Consider the following 15,608-nt stretch of genomic DNA (forward strand, 5'->3'; position numbering starts at 1 on the left):
TACAAAAAGCAGGATTGGCGGCATTATTTTTAAAAAGAGGTATAATGGATAGGAGGAAGAATTGTGCGAGGAGGAATGGAAGAATGGGTTTTGAACCGAACACGTTGGAAACGATGCAATTGATTAAGGAATTGACGTCGATTCCAAGTCCAACAGGAAATACAGAGGCGGTACTTGCTTTTGTGGAGAAGTATTTGAAAGATGCGGGTATTGAAAGTACGCGCAATAATAAAGGTGCGCTATTTGTTCGGGTTCCTGGGAAGGATGATTCGAAACAGCGGATGTTGACGGCGCATGTGGATACGCTCGGGGCAATGGTGAAGCAAGTGAAAAGCGATGGCCGGCTTGCGATAAACTTGATTGGTGGTTATCGTTTTAACGCGATTGAGGGCGAGTATTGTACGATTGAAACGAGTGACGGCAGAACGTATACGGGGACGATTTTGATGCACCAAACGTCGGTTCATGTGTACCAAGATGCTGGAACGGCGCCGCGGGATGCGAAAAATATCGAGATCAGACTAGACGCAAAAGTGTTTAATCCGGAAGATGTCGCGAAACTTGGCATTGCAGTCGGTGATTTTGTATCGCTTGATCCGCGTGTGGAAATTATTGATGATGCTTTCATTAAATCGCGTCATTTGGATGACAAGGCGAGCGTTGCTATTTTGCTATCGCTTTTGAAAAAGTTGCAGCAAGATGGGGAGCAGTTACCGTATACGACGAATTTCTTGATTTCAAATAATGAAGAGATTGGTTATGGTGGGAATTCGAACATTCCGGCTGAAACGGTGGAGTATTTGGCGGTGGATATGGGCGCGCTTGGTGATGGGCAAACTTCAGATGAGTACACGGTTTCGATTTGTGCCAAGGATGGTAGTGGTCCGTATCACTATGGTTTGCGCAAAAATCTCGTGCAGCTTTGCGTAGATAATGACATTGATTATAAAGTGGATATTTATCCGTTTTACAGTTCGGATGCGAGCGCTGCGATTAAGGCTGGGTTTGATATCGTGCACGGTTTGATTGGTCCTGGAATTGATGCGAGTCATGCTTACGAACGCACACATCGAGATTCTTTATATCATACAGAAAGACTGGTTTACGCTTATTTATTTTCAGAAATGGTGAAATAAAAGGAGGAAACGCGAATGTCTTTATTTGAATTAGAACAAGAAACGTTGCATGGTGATAAGGTTTCATTGGAGAAATATAAAGGTGATGTGTTAATCGTGGTGAATACGGCGAGCAAATGCGGCTTTACACCGCAGTACGAGGAGCTAGAAACCTTGTATCAGGACTATAAGGACCGCGGATTTACGGTTTTAGGTTTCCCGTCGGATAGTTTTATGAATCAAGAGCTGGATTCTTCCAACGAGATTGAGGAATTTTGTAAAATAAATTATGGCGTGACTTTCCCGCTGTTCGCGAAGTCGAAAGTGCGTGGCTCGGATATAAATCCTGTTTTTGAGTATTTGACGAAGCAGAAAAAAGGCTTGCTCGGCGGTGGCATCAAATGGAATTTCACCAAGTTCTTGTTGGATCGTGACGGGAATGTTGTTGAGCGGTTTGCACCGAAAGATACACCGTTTTCGATGAAGGAAGCGATTGAAAAGTTACTATAGATGGCAAAGCCGAATCTTCATGGTTCGGCTTTTTTAGTGGAGTTTTCTTGGAAAGGTATTGTTCATCAGTATAATATTTGGTAAAATAGTAATGAGGCTATTGTTCTCGTATTTGGAATGGAGGTATGACGTGTGACACTATTTGGCTACCCAATCGAGACGGTTTATTTCACGGTGATGCTTGTTGTCGGGATTATTATTTTGATCGATGTTTTGACAGCGCTTATTTTTTCTGTTGGAATTATCAGTTTTGTATTGGATTTATTGCCGATTCCAGGCTCGGTATTGCTTTATTTCCTTGGCTTTGCATCGGTGACGGGGTATTTGGGAGAAAGGTATACGTCTTTTTCTAGCGTGACAATTCTAATTGCGGCAATTATTATCGGGATTATATTCTCTTCCATTCTTTATTTTGGCATTTTTCTGCCACTTTCGCGGACGAGTGATTCGATTGCGTATGCGACGAAGGATTTGGAAGGCAAGACAGCAACAGTCATTACGTCGATTCCAAAAGATGGTTTTGGCGAAGTGATTATCGAAATGAACGCTGGTAATATTTCAAAAGCTGCCAAAAGTGATGAAAATGTACCAATTGCGCAAAATGAGACGGTGCTCGTGTTAGATGCAACGGATTCGTTTGTGACGGTTGTGCCATATGAGCCATTTTTGAAATGATGAGAGCTTAGTTTTAAAAACGGAGACGACAGGGAGGAATTACGAAGATGGATTTACTATCAAATGGAATAACGTTGATTTTGATTGTTGCGGTGGCTGTTTTAGTTTTGTTTTTAATTGTCTTTATTACGAAATATAAGACAGTGGGACCGGACGAGGCGTTGATTGTTTCAGGGAGTTATTTAGGTAGAAAGAATGTATTTACAGATGAAGGCGGCAAAAAAGTGAAGATTGTGCGTGGTGGCGGTACGTTTGTTATGCCGGTTTTCCAGCAGTCTTCTCCACTTAGCTTGCTATCGAGTAAATTGGAAGTTAGAACGCCAGAAATCTATACAGAGCAAGGTGTTCCAGTAACGGCGGACGGAACGGCAATCATCAAAATTGGTGGTTCCATTTCCGAAATTGCAACAGCTGCCGAACAGTTTTTAGGAAAAACAACGCAAGAGCGTGAAAATGAAGCGATTGAAGTCGTGGAAGGTCATTTACGTGCGATTCTTGGCTCGATGACAGTCGAAGAAATTTACAAAAACCGCGATAAGTTTTCACAGGAAGTGCAAGGTGTGGCAACGCAAGACTTGTCAAAAATGGGACTTGTGATTGTATCGTTTACACTGAAAGAAGTTCGCGATAACAACGGTTATTTGGATGCATTAGGTAAACCGCGGATTGCGCAAGTAAAACGGGATGCCGATGTGGCGGAAGCCGAAGCAACGAAGGAAACGCGGATGAAGCGTGCGGAAGCGGAAAAAGAAGCGACGCGTGCGGAGTTAGAGCGCAAAACCGAAATTGCCGAAGCGGAGAAACAAAATCAATTGAAGGTTGCGGAATATCGTAGCGAGCAGGAAACTGCCAAGGCCGTAGCCGATCAGGCGTATGATTTGGAATCAGCACGTGCCAAACAAGAAGTTATTGAGCAACAAATGCAAGTGCAAATCATCGAACGTGAGAAACAAATCGAACTGGAAGAACGCGAAATTAAACGTCGTGAACGCCAATACGATGCAGAAGTGAAGAAAAAAGCAGATGCGGATCGTTATGCGATTGAACAAGCAGCCGCAGCGCAAAAGAGTCAAGAATATGCCGAAGCTGAAGCGAATCAATATCGCATTGAAACGCTAGCTAAAGCCGAAGCAGAACAAGTTCGCGTACAAGGTATCGCTAAAGCTGATTCAGAACGCGCACAAGGTACAGCCGCAGCTGAAGTTATCAAACTTCAAGGCCTTGCCGAAGCCGAAGCCAAACGCAAAATTGCCGAAGCTTACGATCTATACGGCCAAGCTGCAATGCTCGATATGATTGTCAGCATGCTTCCTGAATATGCGAAACAAGTTGCCGCACCAATGGGTAACATCGATTCTATTACAGTCGTGGACACAGGTAGTAGCGAATCAAACGGCGGAGCTAACAAAGTCAGCGGTTACGCGACGAACTTGATGGCAACAGCACAAGAAAGCCTGAAAGCAACGACTGGCTTGGACATCCGTGAACTCCTTGAGAATTTCTCTGGAAAAGGAAACGTGAAGAACAGCATTGAAGATTTAACAAACGCTGTAAAATCGCAAAAACCAGTGGAAGTTGTGGCAGTAGATACAACGGATAAAGAAGAAGTAGTAGAATAATAATCGTTTAGGCCTAGAAATTTTTGGTTTCCAACTAATTTCTAGGCTTTTTCTTACATTATTTGTGTAAAATACTATTTAAATAGGCTAATAGTTGCATTTTAGTTTTATATTTGGTAAAGTTACGATGAATTTTATATCAAATATAAGGGAGTGCATCTAATGAAAATGAAAGCAATGTTTTTTGTAAAGTTAGCTTTGGTCGCTGTATTGTTTACACAAGTTTTTTCTTTTTCGGTCGCTGTGTTTGCTAGTGAGCATGAGGGAGGTCATGGTGATTCGGAAACAATGAGTGAAGAGCAAGTCGAGCAACTTATTGAAAACTATGACAAGCAAGAAGCGATTGTGTCGGAAGAAGACACCGACAGCAGATATGTGAATGATATGGTATTAAAACAAGAAGAGACAATGGGCGAGATTGAAGAAATGATTGAAGAAGCCAAAAATCGTGGCGAGAAATTATATACACAAGAAGAAATTTTAGAGCTGAACGCTAAAAAAATCGGTATTTCTGAAACAGATATGAAACAAGTCAAAGCTTCCATTTTACAAGAACAAGAGGAGTTGGCGAAGATTAAGCAAGCATTTGAAGAAGCTGGGGAAGCCGATCATCCGATTGTGACGCAAATTGTAGAGGAGCAGGAAGAATTTAAGATTCCGCTATCTCTTGTTTACGTAGATCATGAGCAAGATGATAAAGATGGTGTTATATCTGGTGGTGGCTGGCCATATTGTTTGGACGACAATGGCTATGGCTACCGGAATTTTATTACTTCGGATTGTTATAAGGCGCTTGTTTTTGTCCTTGTGTGCATGTTGGATTCGACAGCAGGCAAGAAGTGGCCGCATCTCAGATATTGTAAAGCCTACACCAAAAACTGTTCGCCGCTGATTGGGCATAGCAAATACAAACATTCCCACGCTTGGTGGCAACGCATCCCATGATGAAAAAACAACTCCTTATTATTCTAGCTGGAATTCTATTTGCAGGAAGCTTCGCGTTTCAACCAGTACACGCTTCAAAAATCGTCGAATCCGATCGAGAAGTCAATCAACTCGATGAAGCTGGAAGCCTCGCCAAATATCATGACAACGATATTAACGGTAAAAACATTAAAATTGCGATTCTAGACACAGGTATCGATACGACCAATCGTGATTTGACATTCAAAAAAGCGATTAATTTCACGTCTGCCGATAGCGCTGATTTCACCGACAGAAATGGCCATGGAACGAAGATTGCTGGTATTATTGGCGCTCGTAAAAATGGCGAAGGACTTATCGGCATCGCGCCTAATTCCGAACTATATATTGCAAAAGTCGCCAATGACAGTGGAAAAGTAGCTTTTGAAGAAGTAATTAAAGGTTTGAATTGGGCTGTCCAGCAGAAAGTTGATATTATTAATATTAGCCTCGAGTTCGGAAAAGGGAACGAAGCGCTGAAAGAGGCCATTGATAACGCGGTCGAGCATGATATCATTGTCGTTGCCTCAGCGGGAAACATTCGCGCAGAAGGAGATACATTTAAAGCTTACCCCGGCGCGTATCCTGATGTTATTTCTGTCGGCATGTTGAATGTACACGGCCAGATTTATGCCGATGAATTTAAAGAGAAGAAAGTGGATGTTTATGCTCCTGGTGAAGATTTAACAAGCACCTATTTCGATAACAAAATGACGTTAGATACAGGCGTTTCCTATGCAACAGCATACGCGTCAGGTTACGCGGCGCTAGTGATGGAAGACAAGTTATCACGCGACGAGTCAATAAGCCGAGAGAGTCTGCTTAAAACAATGAAAGCGGATTTGAATCAAGGTATTAATGGTACGCCGTGGTATGTATACACTGGACTTGTCCTGAATATCGTTACTGTTTGCGCGTTACTTGGTTTAGTCATCTACAGCCTTTTGTATCGCCGCAAAACACTTCCAAAAAAATGGTCGACAAAAATCATCTGGGTAGTGATTGCGAGTCTTGTTTTTATAAATGTTATCGGACGCGTCATAGTTTATATTTTAAGTTCCTAATCAAAAAAAGAGTCCAACTATGTTTCATACATAGCTGGGCTCTTTTTGCGCTACTCCTTATTCATCTTCGTGAGCTTCCGATTAATCATTTTCAGTTCTAATTTTTGATAGAAATAAATGGAGAAATATAGGACGAGCATCAGGCCAGTGAAGAAAATATTAATAAACCAAAGCGGTGCCAAGTCAATCTGATAAAAGGCGACTCCAATTAAATACGGCACATTGATGGAGAGCAAATAACACACATAAATCAGGAGAAATCGGACATATTCTTTCTTGAAATCGATATAGATAAACACGAATGAAATCCCGCAGAACAAGCCAATCCAAAAATACATGCCTTGGTTTAGCAACATGCTGCTGTAGGTCATCAATGAGTTATCCGTAAGCCCCACATCGGTCCAGATATTTAATTGAAAAACGTTCTGCAGTAGAAATTTGACGGTGAAACTAATGCCGACGCCGATGAATGCGTTCATAATAATTTTCGGAAATAACTTCATGACTCAGCCTCCTAACACTTTCGTTTTGAAGTGCTTCATGTAACTGCGCGTCAGCACTTGGCGGTAATTGGTATCTTTGAAAAACACGGTCATCGTGGCGTTAATGCCAAGTTCGACTTTTTCGATTTTTTTAATGTTGGCGATGCACCATTTGCTAATTTGGATAAATTTCGTCTCGCCGACCAGTTCGTTTATTTCATAGAGGCGCTGCTTGACGCGGTAACGATTTTCAGAGGTCACCGCGCTAACGATCTCGCCTTCTGATTCAAAAAAGAGAATCGTGTCTAAATCTAAAATATACGTTGCTTCGTTATGCGTACCAATAATCTGGTTTTCGTTCGTTGTTTTGGCATTTAGGGCATGCAGTGCGTTAACGATCTGCAAAACTTCTGGATTTGTTGCCCCGCCACGGATTAGCACTTCTATTTCTTTGGAATCGGTGTATTCAATACTAATCTTCAATAGGTTCCCCTCCGCCGTTCATTCTGTTATCTAGTATATCGTTTTTTTGCAAAGGAGACTAGCAGGAATGCGAAAATAATGACTGTGATGCTTGCGATAAAGAGTGCCAAATCGGATGTGGACCAGAGTGTGTCGAAGGATTCTGCTCGCAAGCCATAGAAAACAGCTAATTGATCTTGTTGTAGGCTCGGTGCTTTGGCGAAAAGTTGCTGGAATTCCTCGCTGGCCAGTAATTCGCGGAGCCAGACGCTCATACTCATATAGGGATTCCAGAAAATAATTTTTTGCATGAAGTCGGGGAGTGTGCCGATGGGGATATACATGCCAATTAGGAAGCCCATCAAGGTGTTCAACACGATTTGCACGGAAGAGAAGGATTTGGCGGTTTTCATGAAAGTCACGATGAACATCGCTAAAATGGCGGAAAAAATCGTGCCGAGAATAATCACGCCAACTGCTGCAAATAGGGAACTTGCGGGAATTAGGTAACCTTGTTGACACAAAATCAGCAGCGTACCGATAATGAGGGAACCGATGCCGAATAATAACGCGATGAGGACGGCTTGAATACAGTAACTCACAATAATTTTCACTTTGCTTAATGGGAAAATTTGCACGTCGCTACCATTGTATTTCATATCATCAATGAAAATCGCCATCGCATTGAACGTTGCGCCGAAAATAATTAAGGTAATTTGCCCAGCTAGGAACCACGTACAAACAAAAGTTACTGCCTCGGTTCTATCGGTATCAGCCATAGCCGCAACAAGCGAATCGACTTGTGTATCAAAAATAAAAAAGGCGTACAACATCACAACAATAATGCTCGATAAACAAGTGAAAATAATGTTTCCCTTATCTGCAAAATAAATACACATGTGGCGTTTTACTAAAATCAGCAGTTCTCTCATAGTGATTCAGCTCCTTTCTCACTGATGAAATGGACGAAAACATCATCAAGTGTGCCTAATTTAACTTCGAATGTTTCGATGAACGCATCGGCTTGCTTAATGATTTGGATACTTTCTTTGGCATGTGCTAACGAAATGATGTAGTTGCCACGGTCGATAGTGTAAGGAATCGCGTAGCTTTGAAGCATGGAGGCTAGAGCTTTCGGATGTTTAGGCACGAGTAGTAGCGTATCTTTGGCAAATTGTTGTTTTAGTTCGGTTGGGGTTCCTTGGGCAACAATTTCGCCTGCGTTTAGTAAAATCATTTGTTCGGCGATCTCTGCTTCTTCTAAATAATGTGTCGTTAGGAAAATAGTGACTTGACGCTCGCTACGGATTTGAGCAATCATTTTCCAAATATCTTGGCGACTTTGCACATCGACGCCAGTTGTTGGTTCGTCGAGGAAAAGGATTTTCGGTTGGTGCAAGAGTGTGACGGCGATATCAATTTTGCGTTTTTGGCCGCCAGAGAGTTTTTTATAACGCCGTTTTGCAATCTCGCGCATGCCGATAAAATCGAGCATTTCGAGAACACGTTCTTTGGCTTGTGCTTTCTTATAATGCATTTGCGCGCGAATCATCATGTTTGTTTCGATGGAAAGTTCGTCGTCTAGCACGTGGTCTTGGAAGACAATCCCGATGTCGCGGAAGTAGTTGGCGTCGGTTTTGGAAATCTCCTGATTATTAATAAGAACGGTGCCTTGGCTTGCGGGAATCCGCTTCGTTAAAATATCGAGCAATGTGGATTTTCCAGCACCATTCGCGCCAATCATAGCGAAGAAAGCGCCAGAATCGACGTGGAAGTTGATGTCTTTTAATGCTTGGAAGGAGTGATAGTTTTTGCTGATGTGATTGCATTGTATTTGCATGGTTTTTGGCTCCTTTTTTAGAGATAGTATAGCAAGGAGCAGGATAGCTGTGGATGAATTTTGGATGAGTTGCAGTTGTAGGGGGGTGAGTTACAGCCGATTGATGTTTTTTCATGTTTTACGCCACTAAGAAAATTCAGAAATATAATAGGAAATCACAATCTGTTATCGTTAACAGCTTAATTTAGGTTGATTTTAACAGATAGGCCTGTCTATAATCTAACATGAGTAAGCGCTTTCTACAAAAATAGAAAAGGGGTTAGAAACTTGAAGAAAATGTTGCGTAAGTATCTTGTCGCCATTTTAGTTGTTTTATTTGGTGTGCAGAGTTTTGGGGTTGGCATACAGGGATTTGCCGAGGAAAATAGTGTACCGAAAAGTGATGTGAATCAGCAGGTTAAAACGCTTGCGGGTTCGGTTAATGATGATGTTTTAGCGGAGAATCGTGCGAGTAAAACGAAGGTCATTGTTCACTACAATCCGAAAGATCAGGCCAGCAAAGATTGGCAAATGTGGGTGTGGAATAATGACGGAGTTGCAGGGCATGAGGTGGCTTTTGAGGATACGAATGGTTATGGGGAGTACTCAAAAATTGCCGTTCTTGACGCGGACGGGATTCAAAATGAACTTGGTTTCTTGATTAAAAATGGCTCTGGATGGGGCGGCGACCGTGATATTCCAAGTGATCGCTACATTTCTACGAAGGAAGGTATTACGGAAGTTTGGCTGGAGTACGGAAACGCGGATATTGCGACGAAACCTGCGAATGTAGCGGATTTGCCGAAGCATGAGGCGCTGGATGTGACATTCTATTATCACCGAGATGATAATGATTACAACAACTGGTTTGTGCATGCTTGGGCGGATGGTGCGACGGGGACTCAGACGGTGAATTTTACGGATGGGGAAACGGACGGGGATTGGCAGTCAGTGAAGGCGACGTTTGATGCTGGAGCGGGTGCTAGTTTGTCTGACCTCGGTTTTATTATTGCGAATAATGCGGACGGGGATTGGAAGAAGGACGGGACAGATGACGACCGAATGATTTATTTGTTTACGGACGATGGCAAGGCGGAAGTTTGGATTGTGAGTGGGGATAAGACGAATTATCGGAATCCAAATTTTGCGGATGCGACGAAGCAAATAAAGACGGCGAGTTTGGCGAGTTTTAGAGAAATTAAGGTGACGCTGAATCGTGATGTGACGGATTTAGACTTGACGGATGCGGTGACGCTTGATGAGGACGGCGCGCCTGTTGCGATTTCGGGGATTCGGAAGGATTCGGCGAATGGACATGTGTTTTATGTAGAGACGAGTCAGGATTTGCCGATTCAGACGGCTTTGACGGTGAAAGTGGATGGCTTCGGTGAGAAATTGATTGATACGACAAGCATTGTGCGGAATCCGGAGTTTGATGCGAAATATGCGTATACTGGATCGGAGCCGCTAGGTGCGACTTACCAGGCGGAACAAAGTGTGTGGAGACTCTGGGCTCCGACGGCTGCGCAAGTGAAGTTGACGGTGTATCAAGATAGTATGCCGAACAGTCCTGTGGCGCAAAGTTACGATATGACGCCAAAAGCGCAAGGTATTTGGGAATTTAGCGCAAAAGTGCCATCTGGGACGGCGTACACGTACGATTTAGTTTTTGCAGACGGGAAGAAAACGGTGTCGCAAGATCCGTATGCTAAAGCTGCAACGGCGAATGGAAATCGTTCTGTCATTTTAGATCCGGCGGAAATGGTGCCAGCGAATTGGGAAACGAGTCGCATGCCGGCATTTACGAACCCAACGGATGCAATTATTTATGAAATGCATATTCGTGATTTTTCGATTGCTAATAAAGATACGGTGAATAAAGGGAAGTATTTAGGTGTCATTCAAGAAGGAACGAAGACGGCAAATGGTGATCCAACAGGGATTGATTATTTGAAAACATTAGGCATTACCCATGTTCAAATTTTGCCGATGTTTGATTATGCTTCTTTAAATGAGGAAAACCATCAAAGCGCGTCGGAACAGTTGGGGGCATTGCCTTACAATTGGGGTTATGATCCGAAGAATTACAATGTTCCGGAGGGTAGTTATAGTACGAATCCATACAATCCTGCAACGCGTATACAAGAGGCAAAACAAATGGTACAAGGATTGCATAGCAACGGTTTACGTGTGATTATGGACGTTGTTTACAATCACGTTTTTGACGCTGGAGCGCATTCGTTTGAGAAAACGGTTCCGGGTTATTATTTCCGCTATGGCAGCGATGGCAAGCTTTCGAACGGGACAGGTGTAGGAAATGACACGGCTTCGGAGCGCCAGATGATGCGTAAATACATGGTTGACAGTGTTGCGTATTGGGCGAAAGAATACCATATGGACGGCTTCCGTTTTGATTTAATGGGGATTCATGATGTCGATACGATGAATGCCATCAAAGCAGAACTGAACAAAATCGACCCATCGATTATCGTGCTTGGCGAAGGCTGGGATTTAAATACACCGCTAGATGCTGATAAAAAAGCGGATCAGAAAAATGCGTCCAAAATGCCAAACATCGCGCACTTTAACGACTCCATTCGTGATGCTATCAAAGGTAGCACATGGGGCGGACATGAAGCAGAGCCTGGTTTTGTCAATGGGGCGCAAGGAAAAGAAGCACTTCTTGCTGAAAATATACTAGCCGGCAGTTTGCGCGATCAAGGCCAAGGCGTTTACGATTTTTCTAATCCTGGCCAAGTTGTGCAGTACGCAGAAGCCCATGATAACCTAACGCTTTGGGATAAATTATCGTATTCAAATCCTAACGACACGGACCAAGACAAGAAGAAAATGCAACAACTAGCAACGGATATTGTTTTGCTGTCACAAGGTGTACCTTTCATTCATGCGGGACAAGAATTTTTCCGTACGAAAGATCAGGACGAGAACAGTTACCAATCCAGTGACGCGATTAATAAGCTCGATTGGGAACGGTACGCAGAAAACATAGACGCTGTGAAAAACACAGAAGCGGTTATGAAACTTCGCAATACGGAGCCACTTTTCAGATTGACGAATTATGCTGACATCAATCAAAAAATGAAGATTATCAAGCAAGACGATGATGTTGTAGGCTACGAATTAAAGGATAGCGACAAGTCGTATGTTGTACTTTTCAATGCGAATAAAACGGCAAAAGAAGTTGCGATTCCAGCGAACCAATATCACGTGGAAATCGGCGACACAACAACGAATTTAGCGGCACAAGTAAGCAGCGTCGAAGTCCCAGCGCTATCCACGCTCGTTTTGAAAAATGGTGAGGCGAGTCGTTTCACAATCAACGCAACGGCTGGAAAAGGCGGTACCATCACACCTAGCGGTAGCGCAAGTTATGATGCTGGCGCGAAACCAAGCTATACTTTCCAAGCAGACACCGGTTACCGCGTGGCTCAAGTCCTAGTAGACGGAACTGCGGTTTCTATCACAGAAAACCAATATACTTTCGCAGCGTTATCTGCAGGACACACTATCGAAGTACAATTCGAAAGCTTGGCGAAAACCAATCACATCGAGAGCTTGGACAAAATAACATTGCCATTAGCCGACTTACAAGCCAAAGCAACGAAAGCAGAAAAAACAGCCTATCTACTACAAAAACTAAAAGCACATGGCTACTATCAATATGATGGCGATGCAAAAACGCATGATTTAGACGTAGTGCTCGACTTAGCGAACTTCAATTGGGACGAGCCAAAAGCTGGTGTATACGATGGAACGCTGAGCTTAGCAGGCGACATGACAGCGAGAATCGCAACGACAAAACAAGTACAAATTACCTTGACAAAAGCGGCGCCACAACCAGTACCAGAAGAGCCAAACGTACCAGGAACGAACCCAAATCCGACAGAAAACGTTACGAATAACGGCACAAACGGTGGTATAAATGGTGGCACAACTATTGTCACACCAGGCAACAATCAAGATGTTCAACCAGTTGATGAAGAAAAGGCACCAAACGAGGAAAATCTACCGACAACAGGAGACGAAGCGGTTTCTCTACAATGGTTAGCATTAGGCGCATTCTTGATCTTAATTAGCGGAACGTATCTTGTCATTGCCCGCAGAAAACGAAGCAATTAAGATACCATTATTTTTCACCAAACACTATCTCAAAAACATCCAAATATGATATACTAGTGAAATGTGAGTTAGTCTAGGAGGAATTTTAAAATGGGTCAAGATTTACAAAAAGAAGTTGCTTCGCGCAAAACTTTTGCAATTATATCTCACCCGGATGCGGGGAAAACAACGATTACCGAGCAACTATTGCTTTTTGGTGGCGCGATTCGTTCAGCCGGTACGGTTAAAGGTAAGAAATCAGGCAAGTTTGCGACGAGTGACTGGATGGAAATCGAGAAACAACGTGGTATCTCGGTAACCAGTTCGGTGATGCAATTTGATTATGAAGGTTCACGGATTAATATTTTGGATACACCGGGTCACTCGGATTTCAGTGAAGATACGTATCGGACATTAATGGCTGTAGATAGCGCTGTGATGGTTATTGATAGCGCGAAAGGGATTGAAGCACAGACGTTGAAACTTTTCAAAGTTTGTCGTATGCGTGGGATTCCGATTTTCACATTTATTAATAAAATGGACCGTCAAGGAAAGGCGCCGCTGGAATTGTTAGCGGAACTAGAAGAAGTGCTAGGAATTGAGTCTTATCCGATGAACTGGCCAATCGGGATGGGAAAAGAGCTTGGTGGTTTGTACGACCGGTATCATCGCCAAGTGGAACAATATCGTGTAGATGGCGACGAACGCTTCTTACCGCTAGGTGAAGATGGTGATTTGGCTGAGCCGCATGCGATTCAGAATTCAAGTTATTACGAGCAAGCGTTGGAAGAAATCATGTTGCTAGATGAAGCAGGCAATGATTTTAGCGAACAAAAAATCGCAGATGGTGAGTTGACGCCAGTATTTTTCGGAAGCGCCTTGACCAATTTTGGTGTGGAGACGTTTTTGAAAACATATGTGAACTTTGCGCCAGCGCCACAACCGCGTACGTCGAATGAGGGCGAAATCGATCCTTATATGAACAAGTTCTCTGGTTTTATTTTCAAAATCCAAGCGAATATGAACCCGGCGCATCGTGATCGTATCGCGTTTGTCCGCATTTGTTCTGGGGAATTTGATCGTGGGATGGCCGTGAACTTAACGCGTACAGGTAAGTCGATTAAGCTGAGCAATTCTACGCAATTCATGGCGGATGACCGTGAGACGGTAAACACAGCCGTGGCGGGGGACATTATCGGTTTGTACGATACAGGAAACTACCAAATCGGCGACACCATTACCGATCTCAACAAGTCACTACAATATGAGAAATTACCACAATTTACGCCAGAATTATTCATGAAAGTTTCCGCAAAAAATGTCATGAAGCAAAAGCATTTCCATAAAGGAGTCGAGCAGTTAGTACAAGAAGGCGCGATTCAGCTTTTCAAAACATGGCGTATGGATGACTACATTATTGGCGCGGTTGGGCAACTGCAATTCGAGGTTTTTGAGCATCGGATGAACAACGAATATAACTCCGAAATCCGCATGGAGCCAATCGGTTCGAAGATTGCGCGTTGGATTAAAGAAGAAGACGTCGATGAGAAACTATCCACACAACGCAGCATGCTTGTAAAAGATCGTTTTGACAAGCCATTGTTCTTATTTGAGAACGAGTTTGCTTTAAACTGGTTCCACGATAAGAATCCAGATATTGAATTAACATCTCTATTATAAAACGAAACACGAGTCCGTGATTGGGCTCGTGTTTTTTGGCATCTTATTTCATTTCAGTTTGTAACTTCTCAGCTAGGCGCATATAATTCGTATACGTCTCGCTATCTTGTTTTTCAGCACGAAGTAAATCCTGTGATTTTAAAGCCTGATGTGTTATTTTATCCACTGTTTCCACAAAATGATCCCCTGTTTCGCGTTCATAATCCAGTGAATAATATTTCGACTGGCGGTAAAAATTTTGCAAGGTAGCATCCGTAATATCTGTTTTTCTATCCGCAAAAATCTCGTCATACGCGACTTGCGTTATTTTGCCGTCTTTCGTCACGACTTGCAATCTCGCAGTACTCCCATTTCCAAGCGGTTCAGCGATTCCGTAATAATAAAATCCGAACGGTTTCTTCACCCAGTCCTTCATCGCAGCAGCAAGTGGCATCATCCCGTTTCTAGCGCTATTCGAAGATCCTTTCACCGTCTCAAAATTCCCGTCCAAACGGTTCTCCTGCAACATCTGACCTTCCAAAAACGTAATCCCGTTCACCCAAGTCACAAGCGTGTCATCCGTCCGCGTATTCGTCGCTTGAAAAAACGCGTAATCCGACAAACGTTTCGAAGCGTTGGCGTACTTCGGCTCATAATAATTTTCCGAAGCAAATTCATTAAATTCGACATGAATCAGTTTCCCGTCATCATCCGTCACCAACTCCAAAATCCCTTTATTCCCACCGTCAAACAAGCCTTCATTTTTATAATAATGGCCCTTCACCACACCAATCGGCGGCTGGACAGACCAAAACATCTGCTTTTCTTTTTGCTCCGGTGTTAATTTCGCATCCGGTTTCGTTCCAAATGTCGATGTCGTCGCAGAAGTCACCACATCATATTGATAGTCATGGCCATCCTCCTGAACGACCTTTTTCTTGGCTTTTGGTTCATTGGCAGGCTCCGCTTTGCTATTCTCATTCGAACAACCAACGAGCACAAGCGCTGCAAATAGTCCTAAAATTAGTTTCTTCATGACAATTCCCCCTCAACTCTCAGTATCGCAAATAAAAATAAACCCACCATAAACGAAAAATGAAAAAAAGATAAATTCGTGATTT

13 protein-coding genes are annotated in these 15,608 nt (G+C 43.1%); 8 read left to right on the top strand and 5 right to left on the bottom strand.

All coding sequences use genetic code 11. The annotated features are described in order from the left end of the window. The first annotated feature begins 83 nt into the window (after window positions 1-83). From EP57_RS00845 to EP57_RS16280, 6 genes are all read left to right on the top strand, one after another. A complete protein-coding gene (locus EP57_RS00845) occupies window positions 84-1,136 on the top strand; it encodes a M42 family metallopeptidase (RefSeq protein ID WP_036083279.1) in 1,053 nt (350 codons plus the stop codon). 15 nt (window positions 1,137-1,151) lie between these two features. Next, a complete protein-coding gene (locus EP57_RS00850) occupies window positions 1,152-1,625 on the top strand; it encodes a glutathione peroxidase (protein WP_036083281.1) in 474 nt (157 codons plus the stop codon). 132 nt (window positions 1,626-1,757) lie between these two features. After that, on the top strand, window positions 1,758-2,300 hold the full coding sequence (locus tag EP57_RS00855) for an NfeD family membrane protein (RefSeq protein ID WP_036083282.1): 543 nt from the start codon (window positions 1,758-1,760) through the stop codon (window positions 2,298-2,300). Between the two features lie 47 nt (window positions 2,301-2,347). Then, entirely contained in the window at window positions 2,348-3,919 is a 1,572-nt protein-coding gene (locus EP57_RS00860; protein ID WP_036083284.1) for a flotillin family protein, read from the top strand. Window positions 3,920-4,081: 162 nt separating this feature from the next. Beyond that, window positions 4,082-4,864, top strand: coding sequence for a hypothetical protein (locus EP57_RS00865; protein ID WP_036083286.1), 783 nt, complete (start codon window positions 4,082-4,084; stop codon window positions 4,862-4,864). Continuing rightward, window positions 4,861-5,946 carry a S8 family serine peptidase gene (locus EP57_RS16280; protein WP_052167458.1) on the top strand — a complete coding sequence of 362 codons (1,086 nt, stop codon included), beginning with the start codon at window positions 4,861-4,863 and terminating at the stop codon, window positions 5,944-5,946. The genes EP57_RS00865 and EP57_RS16280 overlap by 4 nt, the downstream gene beginning before the upstream one ends. 50 nt (window positions 5,947-5,996) lie before the next feature. Here EP57_RS16280 and EP57_RS00875 read toward each other — a convergent pair whose 3' ends face one another. Genes EP57_RS00875 through EP57_RS00890 form a run of 4 tightly spaced genes read right to left on the bottom strand, consistent with a single transcriptional unit; the run spans window position 5,997 to window position 8,730 of the window. After that, entirely contained in the window at window positions 5,997-6,449 is a 453-nt protein-coding gene (locus EP57_RS00875) for a DUF3021 family protein (protein ID WP_036083288.1), read from the bottom strand. Between the two features lie 3 nt (window positions 6,450-6,452). Then, window positions 6,453-6,911: a LytTR family DNA-binding domain-containing protein gene (locus EP57_RS00880; RefSeq protein WP_036083291.1), complete on the bottom strand. Its 459-nt coding sequence runs from the start codon at window positions 6,909-6,911 to the stop codon at window positions 6,453-6,455. Window positions 6,912-6,937: 26 nt separating this feature from the next. Beyond that, the gene (locus EP57_RS00885; protein ID WP_036083294.1) at window positions 6,938-7,822 is read right to left on the bottom strand and encodes an ABC transporter permease; all 885 of its coding nucleotides are present in this window, start codon (window positions 7,820-7,822) and stop codon (window positions 6,938-6,940) included. Continuing rightward, window positions 7,819-8,730 carry an ABC transporter ATP-binding protein gene (locus EP57_RS00890; RefSeq protein WP_036083296.1) on the bottom strand — a complete coding sequence of 304 codons (912 nt, stop codon included), beginning with the start codon at window positions 8,728-8,730 and terminating at the stop codon, window positions 7,819-7,821. Before EP57_RS00890 ends, EP57_RS00885 begins: the two co-directional genes overlap by 4 nt. A 276-nt stretch (window positions 8,731-9,006) precedes the next feature. On the opposite strand from EP57_RS00890, the gene pulA reads away from it, so the two are divergent. After that, window positions 9,007-12,849: a type I pullulanase gene (pulA, locus tag EP57_RS00895; RefSeq protein WP_241480692.1), complete on the top strand. Its 3,843-nt coding sequence runs from the start codon at window positions 9,007-9,009 to the stop codon at window positions 12,847-12,849. A gap of 90 nt (window positions 12,850-12,939) precedes the next feature. After that, entirely contained in the window at window positions 12,940-14,508 is a 1,569-nt protein-coding gene (locus EP57_RS00900; protein WP_036083298.1) for a peptide chain release factor 3, read from the top strand. 43 nt (window positions 14,509-14,551) lie between these two features. On the opposite strand, the gene EP57_RS00905 is transcribed toward EP57_RS00900, so the two are convergent. Next, on the bottom strand, window positions 14,552-15,523 hold the full coding sequence (locus tag EP57_RS00905; protein ID WP_052167460.1) for a membrane lipoprotein lipid attachment site-containing protein: 972 nt from the start codon (window positions 15,521-15,523) through the stop codon (window positions 14,552-14,554). Between the last annotated feature and the right edge of the window lie 85 nt (window positions 15,524-15,608).

It is taken from the genome of Listeria booriae (genome assembly GCF_000766865.1).
Lineage (GTDB): Bacteria > Bacillota > Bacilli > Lactobacillales > Listeriaceae > Listeria_A > Listeria_A booriae.

What these genes read in the sequence shown, in the direction of transcription:
- EP57_RS00905 (WP_052167460.1), bottom strand. Translation starts at nt 15,523, where the DNA reads ATGAAGAAACTAATTTTAGGACTATTTGCAGCGCTTGTGCTCGTTGGT.
- EP57_RS00845 (WP_036083279.1), top strand. Translation starts at nt 84, where the DNA reads ATGGGTTTTGAACCGAACACGTTGGAAACGATGCAATTGATTAAGGAA.
- EP57_RS00860 (WP_036083284.1), top strand. Translation starts at nt 2,348, where the DNA reads ATGGATTTACTATCAAATGGAATAACGTTGATTTTGATTGTTGCGGTG.
- EP57_RS16280 (WP_052167458.1), top strand. Translation starts at nt 4,861, where the DNA reads ATGATGAAAAAACAACTCCTTATTATTCTAGCTGGAATTCTATTTGCA.
- EP57_RS00850 (WP_036083281.1), top strand. Translation starts at nt 1,152, where the DNA reads ATGTCTTTATTTGAATTAGAACAAGAAACGTTGCATGGTGATAAGGTT.
- EP57_RS00900 (WP_036083298.1), top strand. Translation starts at nt 12,940, where the DNA reads ATGGGTCAAGATTTACAAAAAGAAGTTGCTTCGCGCAAAACTTTTGCA.
- EP57_RS00875 (WP_036083288.1), bottom strand. Translation starts at nt 6,449, where the DNA reads ATGAAGTTATTTCCGAAAATTATTATGAACGCATTCATCGGCGTCGGC.
- pulA (WP_241480692.1), top strand. Translation starts at nt 9,007, where the DNA reads ATGTTGCGTAAGTATCTTGTCGCCATTTTAGTTGTTTTATTTGGTGTG.
- EP57_RS00865 (WP_036083286.1), top strand. Translation starts at nt 4,082, where the DNA reads ATGAAAATGAAAGCAATGTTTTTTGTAAAGTTAGCTTTGGTCGCTGTA.
- EP57_RS00890 (WP_036083296.1), bottom strand. Translation starts at nt 8,730, where the DNA reads ATGCAAATACAATGCAATCACATCAGCAAAAACTATCACTCCTTCCAA.
- EP57_RS00885 (WP_036083294.1), bottom strand. Translation starts at nt 7,822, where the DNA reads ATGAGAGAACTGCTGATTTTAGTAAAACGCCACATGTGTATTTATTTT.